Genomic DNA, 17,823 nt, shown 5'->3' on the forward strand with positions numbered 1-17,823 from the left:
TAAAATAAGCCTCTGAGCACAGTATATTACCGTACCCAGAGGCTTATTTTTATTTACTATTTAGCAGGGTTAATTATAAATGAAAATTCAATATCTTGATCAGCTGGAATGTGATATTGCTTTTCAACATCTGCACCCCAACTATCAATTCCCCCAACACCACGAACAGCACCAGCCATTACCAATACCGTTCGCCGTGCTAACGGTAATTCTTCAATATGGGTTGCTGACTCAAGTTCTTCAGCAGTGTATGGCAAACAGCTAAAGTTAAATGGCTGATCTGCTTGGCTGAACTTTAAGGAAAATGGTTTGGCAGAATGATCAGCATTATTTTCAGTTATTTCCCGGGTAATGCTGAGTTGTTCAGTTTCCATGTGCATCCCATTTTCTTGAGGAACTAAGTATGGGGTAACCGGAAGACCATCAACATGGTACTTACCGTGACGAGCCCCAGCCATCCGGTCAGGATATGTTTCGCCAGATAGCCCCTCATAGTCAAATCCAGTTGCTAGTGTTGGCATGATAAAACGTAGGCCAAAAACTGGTAAGCCGGGAAGATCTTCATGGCCAAAATAATGGGCACTAACATTAATTTGCCCAGTAGCGTCAACCACATAGGTTACAGTGACCTTGGTTGCAGGAACAGTTAATGTTTCATAGGTAAAAGTAATTTTCACTTTATTTGCCGTCTCGTGATTAGTAAACTTATTTGTTTCTGGAGCAACTGGTAAGTGATCAAAGTGACGATCATCAACTACTAAGTCAGTCTGATCATTAAGACATTTACTAAAAGTATCAGCTGCCACCCATTGAGCAGACTTAATATTAAAGCCACTTCCCCGATCATTATCAGTTGTGGCGCGCCAGAAGGTCGGTGTTGGAACCCGATAAAGCCATTCTTTGCCATTTAACTTTAACGATTCCAGGCCACCTTTTTCATAACTAAAGATATAGTGAAAATTATCCCCACCAAGTCCTAACGTTCCGTCACCGTAGATCACGTGCATTTTATTTGTGTAAGCCATAGTAATACCGTACCTCCTGCATAGCTGGTTTAGGTGTCCGATCGGCAAACATTAGACCATCGCCAGAAAATTCATAGTCTGAATGACGATCATCAAAGTCACCACCATAACGCATAACCATTTGTCCACTGATTGGATCCTTTACTTGAAGTGCTTGATCAATAAAGTCCCAAATAAAGCCACCGAAATATTGTGGGTACTTATCAAGGAGTTTAATGTAAGATCCCATTCCACCAGTAGAATTACCCATATCATGCATGTATTCACATTCCATAAATGGCTTATCCGGATTATTCTTCAAATATTCTTCAACCTGCTTTGGTGGTAAGTACATCCAACTTTCTACGTCTGATAACTCATCACGATAATCATGAGTTTCTCCTTGAGGAAGGTAGTTTTCCTTATTCAAACTTGGAATTTGGTTGCTGTAATCATGCGTGTGACAAACACCTTCATAGTGAACCAAACGGCTATCATCATGTTCCTTATAGAATTGTTTCATAGCTACAAGGTTATCACCGGCAAATGATTCATTCCCAAGTGACCAGAAAAGAATTGCGGTATGGTTTTTGAAGAATTCATAGTTACTTCGTGCACGGTCAACAACAACTTCTCGCCATTGAGGAACTGAACCAGGAACATTATATGATGGTTCAACTGCCCCCATCTTTTGCCAGGTAGCGTGTGACTCAAGGTTATTTTCGGCCATCATGTAAATTCCATTTTGATCACAAAGGTAATACCAAGGGATCTGATCTGGATAGTGACATGTCCGGACAGCATTAATATTATTTTCTTTGAAGGTATGGATATCACTAAGCATATCCTTCATTGTGACTGAACGACCACGGTGATCATCCCACTCGTGACGGTTAACCCCATTAATAATAAGGCGCTTCCCGTTTAACAGGACAACGTGTTCTGGGCTAATTTCAATCCTCCGGAAACCAAATTGGTAAGGAACCAATTCAAGAAGGTTTCCTTTAGCATCCTTAACTTCGATCAAAAGTTGATAGAGGTATGGATCATGGTTATCCCAAAGATGAAGATCCTTAAATTCGTGCGGTTCAACTGTAACTTTTTCGGTAACTGGCTTTGTTTCATCAAGTAAGGTCTTACCATCATGATCCCTTACCACAAGATGGACATTACCAGCTTGCTCGCCAGCAAAAGCAAGATCAATTGACAACTCACCATCACGGTAATTATCAGCTACCCGTGGCTTTAAGGTAAAGTCCTCCAGGTGAGTTACCGGTTGGGCAAGTAGTTCAACGCTCCTAAAAATACCAGAGAAACGGAACATATCCTGATCTTCAATCCAGGAAGCGGTACTGTGCTTAAATACTTCTACTGCTATCACGTTATCTTCATCCTGGATGTATGGTGTCAAATCAAATTCAGACGGCGTAAAGCTATCCTCTGCATATCCAACAAAGTGACCATTAAGCCACAGGTACATTGACCGTTCAACGCCTTCGAAGCGAACCCGAATTTGCTTCCCCCGAAGTTCATCATTTAAGTCAAAATGCTTCAGGTAAAGGCCAACGGTGTTATCATTCCCCTCACTAAACGATCCCTCTTCAGGATCATCCTGGCTCAAGGCATAAGCAGGACGCCGAAAAATCTTTCCTTCCCACGGCATCAGGGTATTAATGTAATTATTCTGTGTATAATCACTTAATTCAATTTCACTAGGAACTTCAATGTGCCCAAAGTTACTAGCGTCAAAGTCAACTTTATAAAAATCCTTAACCCTTTCTTGAGGCGTTTGGGCAAACTTAAACTGCCACTGACCATCCAAGCTTTGTTCAAAACTACTTTTATGCTGTTGCCACTCTGCATAATTACGGTAGAAATGATGGTCACTATGTGCCGGTAACTGATTAACCCGGAAGATCTCTGGGTCATCTAACCATTTTATCTCTGCTTCCATCGACGAAAGTCCTCCTCAAAAATCATTACAGTTTAAGTATAGCGCTTTCATAGCTGTAAAGATAGGATTTTATAGACAGGATAAATTAATAATGGCTATTTTCTTTGTTAAAAGCTAAACTCAGTTCAATTTTAAACGAAAAAAGCACTTAACTAAAAGTTAGGTGCTTTTTGTTAGTGCGGCCGAGAGGACTTGAACCTCCACGGTCATAATCGACCATAAGATCCTTAATCTTACGCGTCTGCCAGTTCCGCCACGGCCGCATATCAACCAACGAGTATTATTATAGCAAGATACTTATTCGTTGGCAACAACTTTTTTCAATTTTTTTGAATAAAATGGTGACCACACCGACGACACACGTACCGATTAGTATTAAACCGGCGTTGGCGAACAATTGGGACCCCACATCCTGTACATTGGTAACGCCAATAATGGTGTGTTCGCTGCCTGGCCTTACTCGTTACCGGAGCATATCGTGAACCACCTACACGAGTAAGTAACTGACGAAAATCCGCACTTCGGTGATGATAATCACGGCCAGTCAAGTGTAAATGGTAGTGACAAAGTTCATGAAGAACCACCCGCTTTAAGTTATCCAAATCAAATTCGGTATACATTAAAGGATTAATATCAATATGGTGATCATCGAGGTGGTAACGCCCACCAGTAGTTCGTAAACGGGAATTAAAGAAGATCCGATGCAGAAATGGCCGCTGGAAATATTCCACCGACCATTCTTTAGTTAGCTCTTGTAATTGCTGATTATGCATCTGCTTCATCTTGTGGTGCAATCATTGTTAATTGAATCCGCTGGCGCTTGAGATCAACATCTTCAATCCAAACATCCACAATATCACCAACTGAAACCGCAGCACGGGGATCCTTAATGAATTGCTTACTCATCTTTGAAACGTGAACTAGGCCATCATGCTTTACGCCAATATCAACAAAGGCACCAAAGTCCACAACGTTTCTAACAGTTCCCTGGAGTTTCATCCCAGACTTAAGGTCATCAATCTTCATTACATCCTGACGAAGTAGTGGTGCTGGCATTGAATCGCGCAAATCACGACCCGGCTTTTGAAGTGAAGCAATGATATCCTTCACCGTTTCTTCACCGGCCTTTTCGGTAGTAAAGTCATCAATATTGATCTTCTTTAACTGCTCTTCAGCGGCTGACGAGCCAAGATTATCAACATTAATCTCGGCGGTTTCCATGATCTTCTTCGCAATTGGGTAACTTTCCGGATGAACATCAGTATTATCAAGCGGGTTATCCCCGTTAATAATCCGCAGGAACCCAACAGATTGTTGGTAAGCTTTTGGTCCTAACCTTGGAACATCTTTCAATTGCTTCCGGTTAGTATACTTACCGTGTTCATCACGGTACTTAACGATATTTTTAGCAGTCGTCTTATTCAGACCAGAAATCTGAGTGAGAAGCTGGTAACTTGCAGTATTAAGGTTAACCCCAACCCGGTTAACGGCTCGCTCCACAACAGCATCCAGTTCACCTGAAAGTTCTTTTTTCGGCAAGTCGTGTTGGTACTGGCCAACACCAATCGCCTGTGGCTCAATCTTAACTAATTCAGCAAGTGGATCCTGAAGCCGTCGACCAATACTGATCGCACTCCGTTGTTCAACATGAAGATCAGGGAACTCATCCCGTGCCTCCTTACTTGCAGAGTATACAGAGGCACCGGCTTCATTGACAATTACATAATAAACAGGCCGCTTGATCTTCTTCAGAGTGTTCACAACAAACTGTTCAGATTCCCGACTGGCTGTCCCGTTACCGATCGCGATCATTTCAACATGGTACTTTTCAATCAGATCAATTAATTGACCTTCAGCTTTTGCCCGCTCTTCCTCAGGCGCTGGCTTGTGGGGATAAATAACAGCCTTAGTAAGGAACTTCCCGTTTTCATCCAACACAGCTAACTTACACCCTGTCCGGTAAGCCGGATCGAAACCAAGAACAACCTTTCCCTTAATTGGTGCTTGCATCAACAAGTGATAAAGGTTTTCTCCAAACACTTTTATTGCTTGTTGGTCCGCATTTTCCGTTAATTGGCGGCGAATCTCCCGTTCAATTGCTGGACCCAAGAAACGCTTATAGGAGTCAGCATAGGCCTCTTCAATCAACTTAACAGCCACATTATTCTCCTTACTTGTCCGGATTAACCGAAAGTGAAGGTAATTAAGCACCGCATCATCATCTACGGTAACCTTAACGTTTAGGACACCCTCCTTTTCTCCACGGTTAATTGCCAAGACTTGATAAGAACTTAATTCCTTTACCGGACTCGCAAAATCGTAATATTGCTCGTAAGTTTTTAATTCATCCTTTTCCTTACCGTTGCGTTTAACAGCAGTTACTAGTTGACCATGTTGGGTCATAAAGTTTCTCAACCAACTCCGAACAGTTGACATTTCACTAATTGCTTCAGCCAAAATTTCGTGAGCGCCATTCAAAGCATCGTCAACCGTTTTTACGTCATCATTGAGGTACTTTGCCGCCTCAGTTTGTGGGTCATCGTCTGAGTATGTTAATAACCAATTAGCAAGGGGTGCTAAACCATGTTCTCTGGCCACCTGCGCTTTAGTTTGCCGTTTTTGCTTATAAGGCAAGTAAAGATCTTCAACCGTTTGGAGCTCCGTTGCAGCCAAGATTTGCTTCTCTAAGGCCGGAGTTAGCTTACCAGCTTCCTTAATCTTATTAATAACGGTCTGCTGACGATCAAGTAATGATGTTGCGTGCCGATATTGATCATGGATTTCCTGAAGTTGAACTTCATCCAACGTTCCGGTAGCCTCTTTCCGGTACCGGGCAATAAACGGAATCGTGTCTCCTTCATCCATTAACTTCAAAGATGCCTTAATCTGTGATTCACGTAGTTTTGGGAGTTGTTTACTAACTAACTTAATTGTTTTTTCGTCCATACAATCCTCCGTCGATCGTTTTACCGCCACCAAGTATCAGCGGGATTAATTGGCTGGTGACGCTTATGTTGTGTCTTCTTGTACCAGCCTTCAATTGTTGTTGCTGATTGAGGGCTAACCTCTTTTCCCTCAAGATAATCATCAATTTCTTGATAGGAAACTCCAAGGGCCTTCTCATCCGGAAGCATTGGCTTGTCATCTTCCAAATCAGCCGTTGGAACCTTTTCATACAAGTGTGCTGGAGCACCTAGGTATTCCAGTAAGGCTTTTCCTTGTCGTTTATCTAAGCCGGAGAGTGGTGTAATATCAGCGCCACCATCCCCAAATTTAGTATAAAATCCAGTGACCGCTTCTGCCGCATGATCAGTTCCCACAACGGTACCACCATGTTCACCCGCAATTGCGTATTGGACAATCATCCGTTCACGAGCCTTAATATTTCCTTTATTGAAGTCACTAATGTTAGCACCAGCAGTTGTTAACGAATCAAACATTGCGTCTGTAGCAGGCTTAATGTTAACCCGCATCATCTTATCAGGATGGATAAACTGGTCAATTGCCATCATCGCATCTGATTCATCCGCTTGTTCACCATAAGGTAAGCGGACTGCAATAAATTGGTAGCCTTGATCTTGCGTTCCTCGCCGAAGCTTCTCAACTGCCAATTGTGATAAGCGTCCCGCTAATGAGGAATCCTGACCACCAGAAATCCCCAGGACCAAAGTCTTCATCCCCGTCTTTTTAAGGAAGTCTGCTAAGAATTCAACCCGTTGCTCAACTTCCGCCTTTGGATCAATCTCTGGTCGCACATGAAGCGTCTCAATGATCGTTTTTTGTAAACTAGTCATCTTTCTGCCCCCTAATTATCAAGTGTTTTTACATATTCATGGATCCGGTGAATCATATTAAGCTTATTGTCATAGCACTTCTGTGACAAATCCACTGGGTAAACTTCCGGATTAAGATCGCGTTTGTATTCATCCCACAATGCATCAAGGTTTTTCTTTCGCCGTTGTCGTGTTTCTTCCAGATTCGGTTCATCATAAACAAATTGACCGTCTTTCCAAATATCCTTTAACATTGGACGTGCCTTAAAATCATCAACATCCTTTTGTTGGAGTGGGAAGTCTGGATTAAACATATTTAATGACCGTTGCTTACGGGGATCCTCATCATCGAGAGTAATGTAGTCCCCTTCACTCTTATTATCTGCGCAGTCATTAATCCGCCAAACCTGCTTTTTCCCTGGGGTAGACATTTTACTGAGGTTATTTGAAAGCTTAATTGTATCAACCATCTTGCCATTTTCATCTTCAATGGCAACAAGCTTATAAACGGCTCCTAAGGTTGGTTGGTCATAAGCAGTAATTAACTTAGTTCCGATACCCCAAACATCAATCTTAGCTCCCTGCATTTGAAGGTTTTGGATTGTCTTTTCATCAAGACCGTTAGAAGCATAAATCTTTGCATCCTTAAAGCCAGCATCATCAAGAAGTTTACGAACCCGCTTTGAGAGGTAGGCCATATCACCACTATCAATCCGTACACCAAGGAAATGAATTCGGTCACCAAATTCTTTGGCCACCTTTATTGCAGCTGGAATACCACTCTTCAGAGTATCAAATGTATCTACAAGGAAAACACAATCATAGTGAGTTTCAGCATACGCCTTAAAGGCATCATAATCATTCCGGTATGCCTGAACTAAAGCATGGGCATGGGTTCCAGAAATTGGAATTCCAAATAATTTGCCCGCACGAACATTACTTGTTGCATCAAAACCACCAATATAGGCAGCACGTGTTCCCCACAAGGCCGCATCAAATTCTTGAGCCCGGCGTGAGCCAAATTCCATCACTGGTTGATCACCAACGATCGACTTAATACGGGAAGCCTTAGTAGCAATCATAATCTGGTAATTAATGATGTTTAATAATGCTGTCTCAATTAATTGGGCCTCGAGCATTGGTGCATCGACCTGGATAATTGGTTCATGGTTAAACACCAATTCCCCTTCTTCAAAACTCTTAATAGATCCCGTAAATTTAAAGTCTTTCAGGTAGTCCAAAAAGTCATCGTCAAATTGCCCCGTTGACCGGAGATATTCAATATCACTAGTCGTAAAGTGAAGGGACTTAATATAACGAATAATATGATCCAGACCAGCAAAGACCGCATACCCATTTTGGAAAGGCATTTTCCGGAAAAAGGCCTCAAAAACGGCACGGCGATTTCCCTGTCCCTGTTTCCAATATGTTTGCATCATACTGAGTTCATAAGCATCAGTATGAAGAGCTGTACTATCATCTGGATAATTGAATTTCATTGTCTAGTATCCTCTCAAATTGAATTAATAACCAACATTGTAGCACGAATTTTACTTTTCCAAAACGAACTCAAATCGTGAACCAACATATTGGGTATGAACATATTCAAATGGTGTTCCATCTTGTAAATACGAAAGTTGTGTCATCCGCAATAATGGGTCGCCACGTTTAACATTTAAGTAAGTTGCAATCCGTTCGTTAGCCTTGGTAGCAGAAATATGTTGAACAGCATGTCCGGGATAAAGGTGAGCCTTATGTTCAAGTGTTTCCCAAAACGAAGTTGTTACCTCCTCTTTGCTTAATCCCTTAACTAATCTTGCTGGGATTGTTGCCACTTCAAAACAAATTGGAACGTCATTTCCCGAACGAATTCGTTCCATTCGAATAACCTGATCGCCATCATTTAAACCTAGCTTTTCGATTTCAACTTGGGAAGGAATCGTTAAGTGGTAAGAAATTGTTGTACTAGATGGTTCCTTGCCAATCGACTTCATCAAATCCGTAAAACTTGTTATCCCCGACATTTTTTCTTGGACTTTCCGGTTAGCAACAAAAGTTCCAGACCCAACATGCCGTTCAAGAATTCCTTCATCAACCAATTCTTGAATTGCTTGACGTAATGTCATTCGACTAACACCAAATCGACTAGCTAGTTCCCGTTCAGCAGGAATTTTATCGCCAACCTTCCACTTACCATCTTCAATATTTTCCCGTAGTTGATTATGGATTTTAATATATATTGGTGAACTCATTTTGGCTTTATCCTCCTTACACCATTTAAAACAATTTAAAACAATAATTAACTATCTACAATTGTAACATCAATTAATAGGATTAGACCAATTTTAGTAAGATTAACGAATTAAACAAAAAGACCGAAAAATAACCCTTCTAACAAGCCCTCATTACTTAGGCCAATGGTCATTTTTCGGTTCCCTATTTTACAATTTTTAATTTTCCCCGTTGCGAATCTTTAATGCCCGCTCAAGTGTCCGATCGACAATGATTGATTGTGAATCTGCAACCGGGTACTTAGTTTCTGGATCCATCTCTTCAGCATACGAGAGTTCTGTACAACCAAGGATAACAATATCACAGTTTTCCTCTTCGATCATCTTACGCACAAGTTCATGATACTTTTTACCATCAGAATGGCCCTTTTCTTTAATGTCATGATAGATTAAGTCCTCGGTCATTTCTTGAATTTCAGGAGTTGCTTTAACCTCTTCATAACCCGCATTTTTGATATAAGAATCATAAATTCCGGACTTCATAGTACCGTCCGTTCCTAAAAGGCCAACTCGCTTAGCATCCGGCTTCAAGCGTTTAATTTCATTAACCGTTTCTTGAAGCATATTCAGGATTGGAACCCTCGTCGCTGCCTGTAATTCATCATAAGAATAGTGAGCGGTATTACAAATCAAGACAAAGAATTCCGGATTAAGAAGGCTTTGCTGTTTGATATCTTCAATCAGTGCCTTAGCTGGACTAGGCTTACTATGATCAAGGATCCAGCTTGTCCGGTCAGGAACAGTCGCATGGTTAACCACGAGGTAGTCCAAATAATCCTGATCACGATGCGTTGGTGTCCGCTGATCCAAAATCCGTACGTAACTCTCAGTGGCTAATGTTCCCATCCCGCCAAGAACTGTAAAAAACTTTTTCATGACTCATAACCTCACTTTATGGTTTAATTTTAATACTTTAAGATAACAACGCGACAAAAATTGGTCCTAGTAGGGTAATTCCAATATTCCCCATGATGTAAGCTGGAGTTAACGCAGCGGCAAAATATGCTCCACCTTCCGCACCAGCCTGATCGGCAATTTCTGTCATCACGGCAGCACAGGTACCTGAACCAGTTAATCCACCAATTAAGGCAAGAGGTTCCATATGTAAAATGTACCGACCAAACAGTAACGTTAAGAGGTGAGGAGCAATTGCAACGACTGCACCAATAAACAGGACACCAATTCCTAATGCTTTAATCGCACTAGTAAATGCTTGGGCAGATTGGAGACCAACCGTTCCCACAAAAAGGGTTAACCCTAAGTTTTGGAAGAAGGCAGTGACCGTCGGTGGAATCGAATCGTGATCCCGGTGGCGGGAAATCCATGTACTCAATGCCAACCCCATTAATAAGGCGGCAACACCATTCCCTAGTTGTAGTGGAATACCGTTTAACTTCAATCCAAGGATCCCAAGTAAAGAGGCACCCCCAATTCCAAGTGAGAATAACGAGTAGTTAATTGCCATTGCACTCGTATGCCAGTGTCCCATCTTCTTTAAGATTGCGGACGTCCGTGACGTATTCCCAGTCAAAGAAATTACATCCCCGGGCTTTAACTGGTTAAATAATTGTTCATTCCCCGTATCAGGATCCTGAATATTAATAAAAACCCCATGTTGACGCAAATGTGCTAATTGAGTTGGCTTAAAATGTTTCCCTAAAACAAATTTTCGTTCTCGCGGAGCATTAGTTGGGGTTAAGACTTCAGTTGTCCCCTTAATCCCGTGCATCTGATCAAAGTGAATTGCATAACCAATCACGGTTAGCAGGTCACCTGGCTTTAGCTTATATTCCAAGTGATCTGTCATTTCATCCCCATGAAAAGCAACCAACGCAATTATCCGGTAATGGGTCCACTTATTAAAACCACCAATCGTTTTACCAACTAACGGTGAATCAGGTTCAATCCGGTATGTCCGCCGCCATGTCGGGTTAGGATTTTTCGCGTGAAAGTGATACTTCCGGGCCATCAATGGTCCCCGGTTGCTTACCTTGATTCCCAAAAGTTTTGGTGCAACATCACGAAGAAAAATGATAACACCTAACGTTCCAAAAACATAGGTTAATGCATAGGCAACTGGCAACTGTGCTTCATACGTTGACCTGACTGCACTACTAACTGGCAGAGAACCAATTGTCCGTAATGAGCTAGCAACAGTGGATGATTGGGTTAGTGAACCAGCAATAATTCCTGATGCAACTCCTGGTCCAATATGGAATGCAACAAACAACCCCCACGAAACAAGGAAAGCCGTTACCAACCAAAAAATACTGATAATCAAGATTCGCGAACCAAAGATTTTTAAACTGGTTAGCATCTGTGGTCCAATCCGGTAGCCCACTGAAAACATGAAGGCACCAAAGAAGATCGTTCCCAACATCTCATCTCGTGGAAACGCTCCGATCTGGCCAACAATTAAAGTAACAACCAGTGTGGCCACGGTTGCACCAATGCTAAATTTACCCCCAATTTTATAATCCCCAATTGCAAAACCTAGGGCCATACAGATAAATAAGGTAAAAACTTGGTTATGAACCATAAAATGAATAATTGTATCAACCATAAGAATTTCTCTTTTTATACCTCAGACAATCCCTCAATTTTGTTATTACAACCACTCATTTTAACATTATCTAAGAGTGAAGGCTATCAACTCGACCATCTTATTTATCTTTGCGTTAATTAGGATTTTTCTAGTGCCATTAGCCACTCCTTAGTTCCCTGATCTAGTCCTGGATCAATTGCTAATGGAAATGGCTTAAACAAGATTGCAATCTGCTGCCAGTTAATTTGACCATTTTTGTAAATGGTTTGAAGAAGTCGTTGTCGCGTTAATTCTCGAATTTGGTTATTTATTGGCCGGTTCAAAAACGTCATAGCAGTTGCCTTAGTTGCTAGTTCTTCCGCAATCATTTTAGTTAACTCTTCTTTACTAATTGTTCCCGAAACAAGAATTTGTTGTTTCAGTGGAACACTAGGGACCTCACGTTGAATAAAATGTTGGAGGTCTTCCCAACCATCAATTAATTGACGGTAAAATTGCCAAGGAACACGACTATTTAACTTTTTAAGTAGATCTGGAATGGCACTTTCTAAATCTAAACGTTGCTCCTGACAAGTGTCCAAAATTTCAATTAAAAATCGTTGATTACTCTCTTGAATCTTCTTTGCTAATTTCTTCTTACTTGTTAGATTAAATCGTAAAACGACATAGTCAACGAATTGATTATCATCGATTGCAGACTGGTGAGAATGCTTTTTTACTTTAAACTGGTTTAATTGTTTTAGTCGACTTGACTTTGCAAACTGCCCTTGTTTAGGCATTGTAATTTCTCCTTTGCATAGTTTCTTGATAAACAAAAAAGCCACCAACCAAACAGTTGGTGACTTAAGCAGTTGGGCTAGCTGGATTCGAACCAGCGCATGACGGTACCAAAAACCGTTGCCTTACCGCTTGGCTATAGCCCAATAATAAAAGTGGAGGAGGGTGGATTCGAACCGCCGAACCCGAAGGAACGGTTTTACAGACCGTCGCGTTTAGCCAGACTTCGCTACTCCTCCATCACAACGTGAAAGTTATAAGTAACAATCAACGTTTATTATAATATCGAACTTTAGCTAAAATTGCAAGGACTTTTTGAAGAAAAATTTTAAAAAATAAGAAGCCGAGAAAACAAAATCGTTTTTTCTCAGCTTCAAGCTATTATTAATCTACTCCGTCCATTAATTCATGGATCTTTTTAACGAAGAACATCAGAATAATTCCGAAGACAATGCTTACAAGCCCCACAGCAATGAAGTATGGAACTTCAGTTGCGGATGAGTAGTACTTAACAATTTGAGCGTTAACAGCTTGACCAGCTGAATCGGCTAAGAACCACATACTCATCATTTGTGACTTAAACGCTTTAGGTGCAAGCTTGGTGGTTACTGACAAACCGATTGGTGAGATTAACATTTCACCAATTTCAACAATGAACCATGAACCAACAAGCCAGAATGGACTAACCCGTCCTGCTGTCCCAAACATCATCCCTGGTAATGCCATGAGAATATAGGATAATCCGGCAAAGACAAGACCAGCGGAGAACTTGCCAGGAGCACTTGGTTGACCCTTCCAGTGATCCCAAAGGGCAACGAATACTGGTGTTAAAAGCATAATGAATAATGGGTTCAAAGTCTGGAAGTTAGCAGCAGCAAAGTGCCAACTACCAATGTGAAGAACTGTCCGTTGTTCAGCAAACAATGCTAAAACAACTGAACCTGATTCTTCAATTGCCCAGAAGATTGCCGCAGCAATGAAAAGTGGGATATAAGCAAGAACCCGTGACTTTTCAGGCTTAGTAACCTTCTTTGAATTCAACATCATAATGAAGTAGTAGATTGGTAATGCAATCGCAATAAAGGTAATGATGTTGATAATGTTGTTAATGTTAAGTTGGCCTATTGCAGCTAACAAACCAAGAACAACAACTAATACAGCTACCCCAACACAAGTCCAAATAATAATTGGCCGTAAATCATCTTTTTCGATCGGGTCGTTAGGATATAAGCTGTCCTTTGAAAGGTACTTTCGACCATCCAAAGTGTATTGAAGTAAACCAAAGAACATTCCGATTGCAGCAAGTGAGAAGCCAGCGTGGAAGTTCATTTCGTTACCAAATAAATGAAGGCCAAAACCATTAGCAGCCCACGGAACAGCCCATGGAGCAACAGCGGCACCCAGGTTAATCCCGAAAACAAACATACTAAATCCAGAATCACGCCGTTCATCATCGGGACCATACAAACCACCAACCATTTCAGAAACGTTTGGCTTTAATAAACCAGTCCCGGCAACGATTAATGCGATTGAAATATATAAGGCTGTAACACCGGCTGGTAATGATAAGGCAATGTGCCCAAACATAATTAGCACACCACCGATAAAGACGGTCTTACGAGAGCCCCAAACACGGTCAGAAAGCCAACCACCAACAACACTCGAGAGGTAAACTAACGAACCATAGATCGCCATGATTGAAGCAGCAGTGGCTTGGTCCATGCCCAAACCACCCTTAGTGACAGCGTAGTACATGTAGAATAACAGGATTGCCCGCATTCCGTAGTAACTAAACCGTTCCCACATTTCAGTGAAGAACAGTGTAGATAGTCCTCTTGGCTGCCCGAAGAAGGCTGTATCCAAGTTTTTCTCTTTACTCATATAATTCCTCCAAATAATATCTTCAGGAGATAAATTAGGTGTAAAAGTTAATTAAATTAAGAAACTTTCACATTAAAATTTCAGAATATAACCATTATAGGCGTCTATTTGGTAGTCGTCAATTCAAAAATAAATTTTTGATGAGAAAAACATGTTTAAACACTCGTCTTCACACAATTAATCAAAGTCCCTCATGTTATTTTTTAGAAATATAACATGAGTTCACTAAGAATATTAAGAATAGTGTCTGATGTGGCCCAACTTAATAAAGTTAATCTCATTTTCAATTTAAAGGAACACTAAAGCCACTTTCTTAATAGCTAATACCTAAATAAATCTACTTTTAATTCGCGACCAAGTTCGTTTAGAGCACTTAACCCCGCAATACTATTACCCGCATCATCTAGTGGCGGACTAAAAATCCCAATTCCGTATTTACCTGTCGCAGCACTCATTAAGCCGCCACCAACCCCACTTTTAGTTGGAATTCCAATAATTGCAGAATATGTTCCGGACTCATTATATAGTCCCGTAGTCATCATCAAAGATTTGGTGTATGTTGCCGCTTCACTTGAAATTAACCGTTCATTGTCCCATGGTTTAATTCCATCATTTGCCAGAACCGCTCCTAGGTTAGCCAAGTCTTCTGCCGTCACCATCATTGAACACTGTTTAAAGTAAACTTTTAAACTCGTTGGTACGTCCGCTTTTAGCATCTTCTTTGCTTTGAGGTAATATGCTAAAGAACGATCCATATCACCTGTCCGTTCTTCCGACTCAAAGATTTCCGTACTAAGTGTAATCTGCGAGTCATGACAAATTTCACGAGCAAAACGAATGAGCTGTTCAAACGGCTGCATGTTATTTACTGCCTTTAAAAGCGACGTTACTTCGATTGCCCCCGCGTTAACAAATGGATTCAGCGGGTGATGTTTCCCCTCAATCTCTAAATTTAAAATTGAGTTGAACGGGAAACCAGTTTGGCGGGCACCAACACGCTGGGTAACATAATCCATTCCTAATTGTTTTACCGCATATAAAAAAGTAATGATCTTTGAAATACTCTCGATCGCAAATCGTACTTGTGAGTCACCAACTTGCTTTATATCATTTTCTTTAAGATCATAAATTGCGATTCCTAATTGATTTGGTTCAACTTTACCTAGTGCAGGGATATAGTTAGCAACTCTGCCTTCTTTAGTTTTAGCTAAATTATTCTTTACTATTTGTTCTAAATTCAAACGAACCACCTCCTAATTGACATGATACGTGATTTAAATGAAATAGCAAAAGAAATACATTATGACGCAATTAAAGTAATTAAATAATTCATATAGTAAAAATTTAAAATAAAAAAACGCTAGCCAAAACAGCTAACGATCTTATCACAACTCCGGCAGTCAGACTCGAACTGACGACAACCTGATTAACAGTCAGGTGCTCTACCAACTGAGCTATGCCGGAATAAAAAAATATCAAAGATAAGTCTTAACAACAGTATTTATTATACAAGATAACATTCCAAGTAGCAAGTAAAGTTTTAAATTAATTAAGAGTTCTTTCAATATGGTATATAATACTTATGAAAAGTAAGAATTCCTGAGGAGGTAATCTTATGGCAAATACTTTAGTTCTCTACTACTCCGCTACTGGTACAACGAAAAAGGTTGCAGAAGAAATTGCACAAAAGTTGAGTGCTGATATTGCGGAAATTCATCCAGTAACGCCATACTCAAACGAAGATCTTAATTGGCATGACGAATCTACCCGGGCGACTGTAGAACAGAAACAAGAACATGACGGTCGTGTTCCAATTAAAGACGATCTACCTTCACTTGATAATTACGACAACGTTATTATTGGTCACCCAATTTGGTGGGGAATTCCACCACGTCTTATTGCCGCAACCATCGATAAACTTGCATTGAATGGCAAAACCTTGGCAACCTTTGGTACCTCCAGCAGTACAGGCTATGATCGTGCCCAATCTAATATTGAACGAACAATTAAAGAAAATAACTATGAGGTTAAGTTAAATCGAGGAGACGTTCTCAATTCTCAATCAGCTATCGAGAATTGGCTTACTTCATTGAACTTCTAACTATCCCCTACTTAAGGTAATGCATGAATCTGATCCATCATTGGGTTCACGCATTTTATTTTCTGTTTTTTAACCAGTAGTCAGCATTCACAAACGAGTATAATAATATTAATGATTAATTCTAAAAGAGGCTAAATCATGCGGGAAATTCCAATTAAGCAAGCACATGCAATTCTTAAACGATTTCTAAAAGGAAACGGTACCCAACAAATCCAATTATTAACAAAGAAAAAAGACCGATCCTTAAGTGTTAAAACAAATAATGATGAATTAACACTAATTGAACAAGGATATGTCAATAAAGTCACCAACTACTCATTAAATAATGGTGAAGCCAAGCACGGATTAATGACTGCATTTAAACGAGAGTTTCCACGGAGCCACCAACTATACTTAAATCAAAGAGGTTAAAATAAAATGCAGATCGAGTTTGATGAACATGGCTGTAAACCTTTTTTCAAAAAGCATCGGCAACAAAAAGAATTGATTAAGGAATCAATTAATACCGCAGTTGAAAGAGAAATTGCAACAGGAATGACTAAAGTTAAAGTGGCTACCAAAAAGAAGATCGCTAAACAAACTATTTATGAGTTTCCTTTGAATCTTGGTAAGCTTGGTTCAGCGCGATTAGCTTTTTCAGCAACGCAAAATCGAGTAATAATTTATTTCATCAGCAGTCATCTCCAAAAATCAACGTTCAATCATGAATTTGAGCAAGTAATTGACAAAATTGGTTAATCATAAAATGGTTATTACTATTTCATAATCATTATCCACTAAAAAATGCACATGCTTTTCTGTAATTAATAATTAGTTTAAAATACTAACCTAAACACAAAAATTACGTTGAAATGTTGATATATCAACCCATACGTCCTCTTACATTTTCCCAAACACACTGGAAATATAACCACAAAACATTGATATATCAATGTTAGTAATCTCCTCAAAATTGGTCTAAACACAATGAGCCACATTGGCATTTCAGTGTGTTTGAAACAGTAATTCAGAACATTTCAGAACTATTCACTTTACTTCTTAAGTGTACAAAAAAGCCTACAGATTAAGCTTTTGCGGCTTTTTCTGTAGGATTCCGAATTCTACTAAATTCTATCTAGTGCTAACTAGAGGAGTCGAACCTCCGACCTTCTCTTTACGAGGGAGATGCTCTACCAGCTGAGCTAAGTTAGCAAATAATCAACATTTATTATTATATCATGCCAATAAACGAGTTGAAACACCTATTCTTAATTTTATCTAGGTGTTTTTTAATAGGCGCTATCTTAATATAATGAAACAAAAAAGCTGTTAGCTATTGGGCTAACAGCCTTTTAACAATAACTCCGGCAGTCAGACTCGAACTGACGACAACCTGATTAACAGTCAGGTGCTCTACCAACTGAGCTATGCCGGAATAATAGCGTGGCAACGTCCTATCCTCGCAGGGAGCGATCCCCCAACTACTTTTGGCGTGTTGAAGCTTAACTTCTGTGTTCG

The 17,823-nt window shown here is 40.2% G+C and carries 15 protein-coding genes and 6 tRNA genes; 3 read left to right on the forward strand and 18 right to left on the reverse strand.

The genetic code is table 11. The annotated features are described in order from the left end of the window. Nucleotides 1-56 precede the first annotated feature (56 nt). The 16 genes from NFR46_RS08270 to NFR46_RS08345 form a co-directional block, all read right to left on the reverse strand. Complete coding sequence (locus tag NFR46_RS08270) at nucleotides 57-1,025, reverse strand: beta-galactosidase small subunit (protein ID WP_251576409.1); 969 nt, start codon at nucleotides 1,023-1,025, stop codon at nucleotides 57-59. Beyond that, nucleotides 1,009-2,958, reverse strand: a complete 1,950-nt coding sequence (locus NFR46_RS08275) for a glycoside hydrolase family 2 TIM barrel-domain containing protein (protein ID WP_251576411.1) — start codon at nucleotides 2,956-2,958, stop codon at nucleotides 1,009-1,011. The genes NFR46_RS08270 and NFR46_RS08275 overlap by 17 nt, the downstream gene beginning before the upstream one ends. Nucleotides 2,959-3,135: 177 nt before the next feature. Beyond that, nucleotides 3,136-3,221 (reverse strand) — tRNA-Leu (locus NFR46_RS08280). A 57-nt stretch (nucleotides 3,222-3,278) separates the two neighbouring features. Beyond that, nucleotides 3,279-3,731 carry a SprT family protein gene (locus NFR46_RS08285; protein WP_251576437.1) on the reverse strand — a complete coding sequence of 151 codons (453 nt, stop codon included), beginning with the start codon at nucleotides 3,729-3,731 and terminating at the stop codon, nucleotides 3,279-3,281. After that, nucleotides 3,724-5,904, reverse strand: a complete 2,181-nt coding sequence (locus NFR46_RS08290) for a Tex family protein (protein ID WP_251576413.1) — start codon at nucleotides 5,902-5,904, stop codon at nucleotides 3,724-3,726. Before NFR46_RS08290 ends, NFR46_RS08285 begins: the two co-directional genes overlap by 8 nt. A 20-nt stretch (nucleotides 5,905-5,924) precedes the next feature. Next, nucleotides 5,925-6,752 carry an ammonia-dependent NAD(+) synthetase gene (gene nadE, locus NFR46_RS08295; RefSeq protein ID WP_251576415.1) on the reverse strand — a complete coding sequence of 276 codons (828 nt, stop codon included), beginning with the start codon at nucleotides 6,750-6,752 and terminating at the stop codon, nucleotides 5,925-5,927. An 11-nt stretch (nucleotides 6,753-6,763) separates the two neighbouring features. Further along, on the reverse strand, nucleotides 6,764-8,230 hold the full coding sequence (locus tag NFR46_RS08300) for a nicotinate phosphoribosyltransferase (RefSeq protein ID WP_251576417.1): 1,467 nt from the start codon (nucleotides 8,228-8,230) through the stop codon (nucleotides 6,764-6,766). A gap of 51 nt (nucleotides 8,231-8,281) precedes the next feature. After that, nucleotides 8,282-8,983, reverse strand: a complete 702-nt coding sequence (locus NFR46_RS08305; RefSeq protein ID WP_251576419.1) for a GntR family transcriptional regulator — start codon at nucleotides 8,981-8,983, stop codon at nucleotides 8,282-8,284. 198 nt (nucleotides 8,984-9,181) lie between these two features. Then, nucleotides 9,182-9,898 (reverse strand): aspartate/glutamate racemase family protein, encoded by a 717-nt coding sequence (locus tag NFR46_RS08310; protein WP_251576421.1) that lies wholly within the window; start codon nucleotides 9,896-9,898, stop codon nucleotides 9,182-9,184. A 37-nt stretch (nucleotides 9,899-9,935) separates the two neighbouring features. After that, a complete protein-coding gene (locus tag NFR46_RS08315; RefSeq protein WP_251576423.1) occupies nucleotides 9,936-11,585 on the reverse strand; it encodes an aspartate-alanine antiporter-like transporter in 1,650 nt (549 codons plus the stop codon). Between the two features lie 119 nt (nucleotides 11,586-11,704). Beyond that, nucleotides 11,705-12,346 (reverse strand): hypothetical protein, encoded by a 642-nt coding sequence (locus tag NFR46_RS08320; RefSeq protein ID WP_251576425.1) that lies wholly within the window; start codon nucleotides 12,344-12,346, stop codon nucleotides 11,705-11,707. A 72-nt stretch (nucleotides 12,347-12,418) separates the two neighbouring features. Next, nucleotides 12,419-12,490, reverse strand: a tRNA-Gln gene (locus NFR46_RS08325). 10 nt (nucleotides 12,491-12,500) lie between these two features. After that, nucleotides 12,501-12,583 (reverse strand) — tRNA-Tyr (locus NFR46_RS08330). A gap of 145 nt (nucleotides 12,584-12,728) precedes the next feature. Continuing rightward, complete coding sequence (locus NFR46_RS08335) at nucleotides 12,729-14,225, reverse strand: peptide MFS transporter (RefSeq protein ID WP_251576427.1); 1,497 nt, start codon at nucleotides 14,223-14,225, stop codon at nucleotides 12,729-12,731. Between the two features lie 320 nt (nucleotides 14,226-14,545). Beyond that, nucleotides 14,546-15,466, reverse strand: coding sequence for a glutaminase A (gene glsA, locus NFR46_RS08340; protein ID WP_251576429.1), 921 nt, complete (start codon nucleotides 15,464-15,466; stop codon nucleotides 14,546-14,548). Nucleotides 15,467-15,616: 150 nt separating this feature from the next. Next, nucleotides 15,617-15,689, reverse strand: a tRNA-Asn gene (locus NFR46_RS08345). A 151-nt stretch (nucleotides 15,690-15,840) separates the two neighbouring features. On the opposite strand from NFR46_RS08345, the gene NFR46_RS08350 reads away from it, so the two are divergent. From NFR46_RS08350 to NFR46_RS08360, 3 genes are all read left to right on the forward strand, one after another. Then, entirely contained in the window at nucleotides 15,841-16,326 is a 486-nt protein-coding gene (locus tag NFR46_RS08350) for a flavodoxin (RefSeq protein ID WP_251576431.1), read from the forward strand. A 138-nt stretch (nucleotides 16,327-16,464) separates the two neighbouring features. Beyond that, entirely contained in the window at nucleotides 16,465-16,737 is a 273-nt protein-coding gene (locus tag NFR46_RS08355; protein ID WP_251576433.1) for a hypothetical protein, read from the forward strand. A 6-nt stretch (nucleotides 16,738-16,743) separates the two neighbouring features. Beyond that, nucleotides 16,744-17,064 carry a hypothetical protein gene (locus tag NFR46_RS08360; RefSeq protein ID WP_251576435.1) on the forward strand — a complete coding sequence of 107 codons (321 nt, stop codon included), beginning with the start codon at nucleotides 16,744-16,746 and terminating at the stop codon, nucleotides 17,062-17,064. A 380-nt stretch (nucleotides 17,065-17,444) separates the two neighbouring features. Here NFR46_RS08360 and NFR46_RS08365 read toward each other — a convergent pair. Both NFR46_RS08365 and NFR46_RS08370 read right to left on the reverse strand, forming a co-directional pair. Then, nucleotides 17,445-17,517, reverse strand: a tRNA-Thr gene (locus NFR46_RS08365). A 150-nt stretch (nucleotides 17,518-17,667) separates the two neighbouring features. Further along, nucleotides 17,668-17,740 (reverse strand) — tRNA-Asn (locus tag NFR46_RS08370). Between the last annotated feature and the right edge of the window lie 83 nt (nucleotides 17,741-17,823).

It is taken from the genome of Limosilactobacillus agrestimuris (assembly GCF_943193105.1).
GTDB lineage: Bacteria > Bacillota > Bacilli > Lactobacillales > Lactobacillaceae > Limosilactobacillus > Limosilactobacillus agrestimuris.

Coding starts and splice junctions, on each gene's coding strand:
- NFR46_RS08270 (WP_251576409.1), bottom strand. CDS start 1,025: ATGGCTTACACAAATAAAATGCACGTGATCTACGGTGACGGAACGTTA.
- NFR46_RS08275 (WP_251576411.1), bottom strand. CDS start 2,958: ATGGAAGCAGAGATAAAATGGTTAGATGACCCAGAGATCTTCCGGGTT.
- NFR46_RS08285 (WP_251576437.1), bottom strand. CDS start 3,731: ATGCATAATCAGCAATTACAAGAGCTAACTAAAGAATGGTCGGTGGAA.
- NFR46_RS08290 (WP_251576413.1), bottom strand. CDS start 5,904: ATGGACGAAAAAACAATTAAGTTAGTTAGTAAACAACTCCCAAAACTA.
- nadE (WP_251576415.1), bottom strand. CDS start 6,752: ATGACTAGTTTACAAAAAACGATCATTGAGACGCTTCATGTGCGACCA.
- NFR46_RS08300 (WP_251576417.1), bottom strand. CDS start 8,230: ATGAAATTCAATTATCCAGATGATAGTACAGCTCTTCATACTGATGCT.
- NFR46_RS08305 (WP_251576419.1), bottom strand. CDS start 8,983: ATGAGTTCACCAATATATATTAAAATCCATAATCAACTACGGGAAAAT.
- NFR46_RS08310 (WP_251576421.1), bottom strand. CDS start 9,898: ATGAAAAAGTTTTTTACAGTTCTTGGCGGGATGGGAACATTAGCCACT.
- NFR46_RS08315 (WP_251576423.1), bottom strand. CDS start 11,585: ATGGTTGATACAATTATTCATTTTATGGTTCATAACCAAGTTTTTACC.
- NFR46_RS08320 (WP_251576425.1), bottom strand. CDS start 12,346: ATGCCTAAACAAGGGCAGTTTGCAAAGTCAAGTCGACTAAAACAATTA.
- NFR46_RS08335 (WP_251576427.1), bottom strand. CDS start 14,225: ATGAGTAAAGAGAAAAACTTGGATACAGCCTTCTTCGGGCAGCCAAGA.
- NFR46_RS08350 (WP_251576431.1), top strand. CDS start 15,841: ATGGCAAATACTTTAGTTCTCTACTACTCCGCTACTGGTACAACGAAA.
- NFR46_RS08355 (WP_251576433.1), top strand. CDS start 16,465: ATGCGGGAAATTCCAATTAAGCAAGCACATGCAATTCTTAAACGATTT.
- NFR46_RS08360 (WP_251576435.1), top strand. CDS start 16,744: ATGCAGATCGAGTTTGATGAACATGGCTGTAAACCTTTTTTCAAAAAG.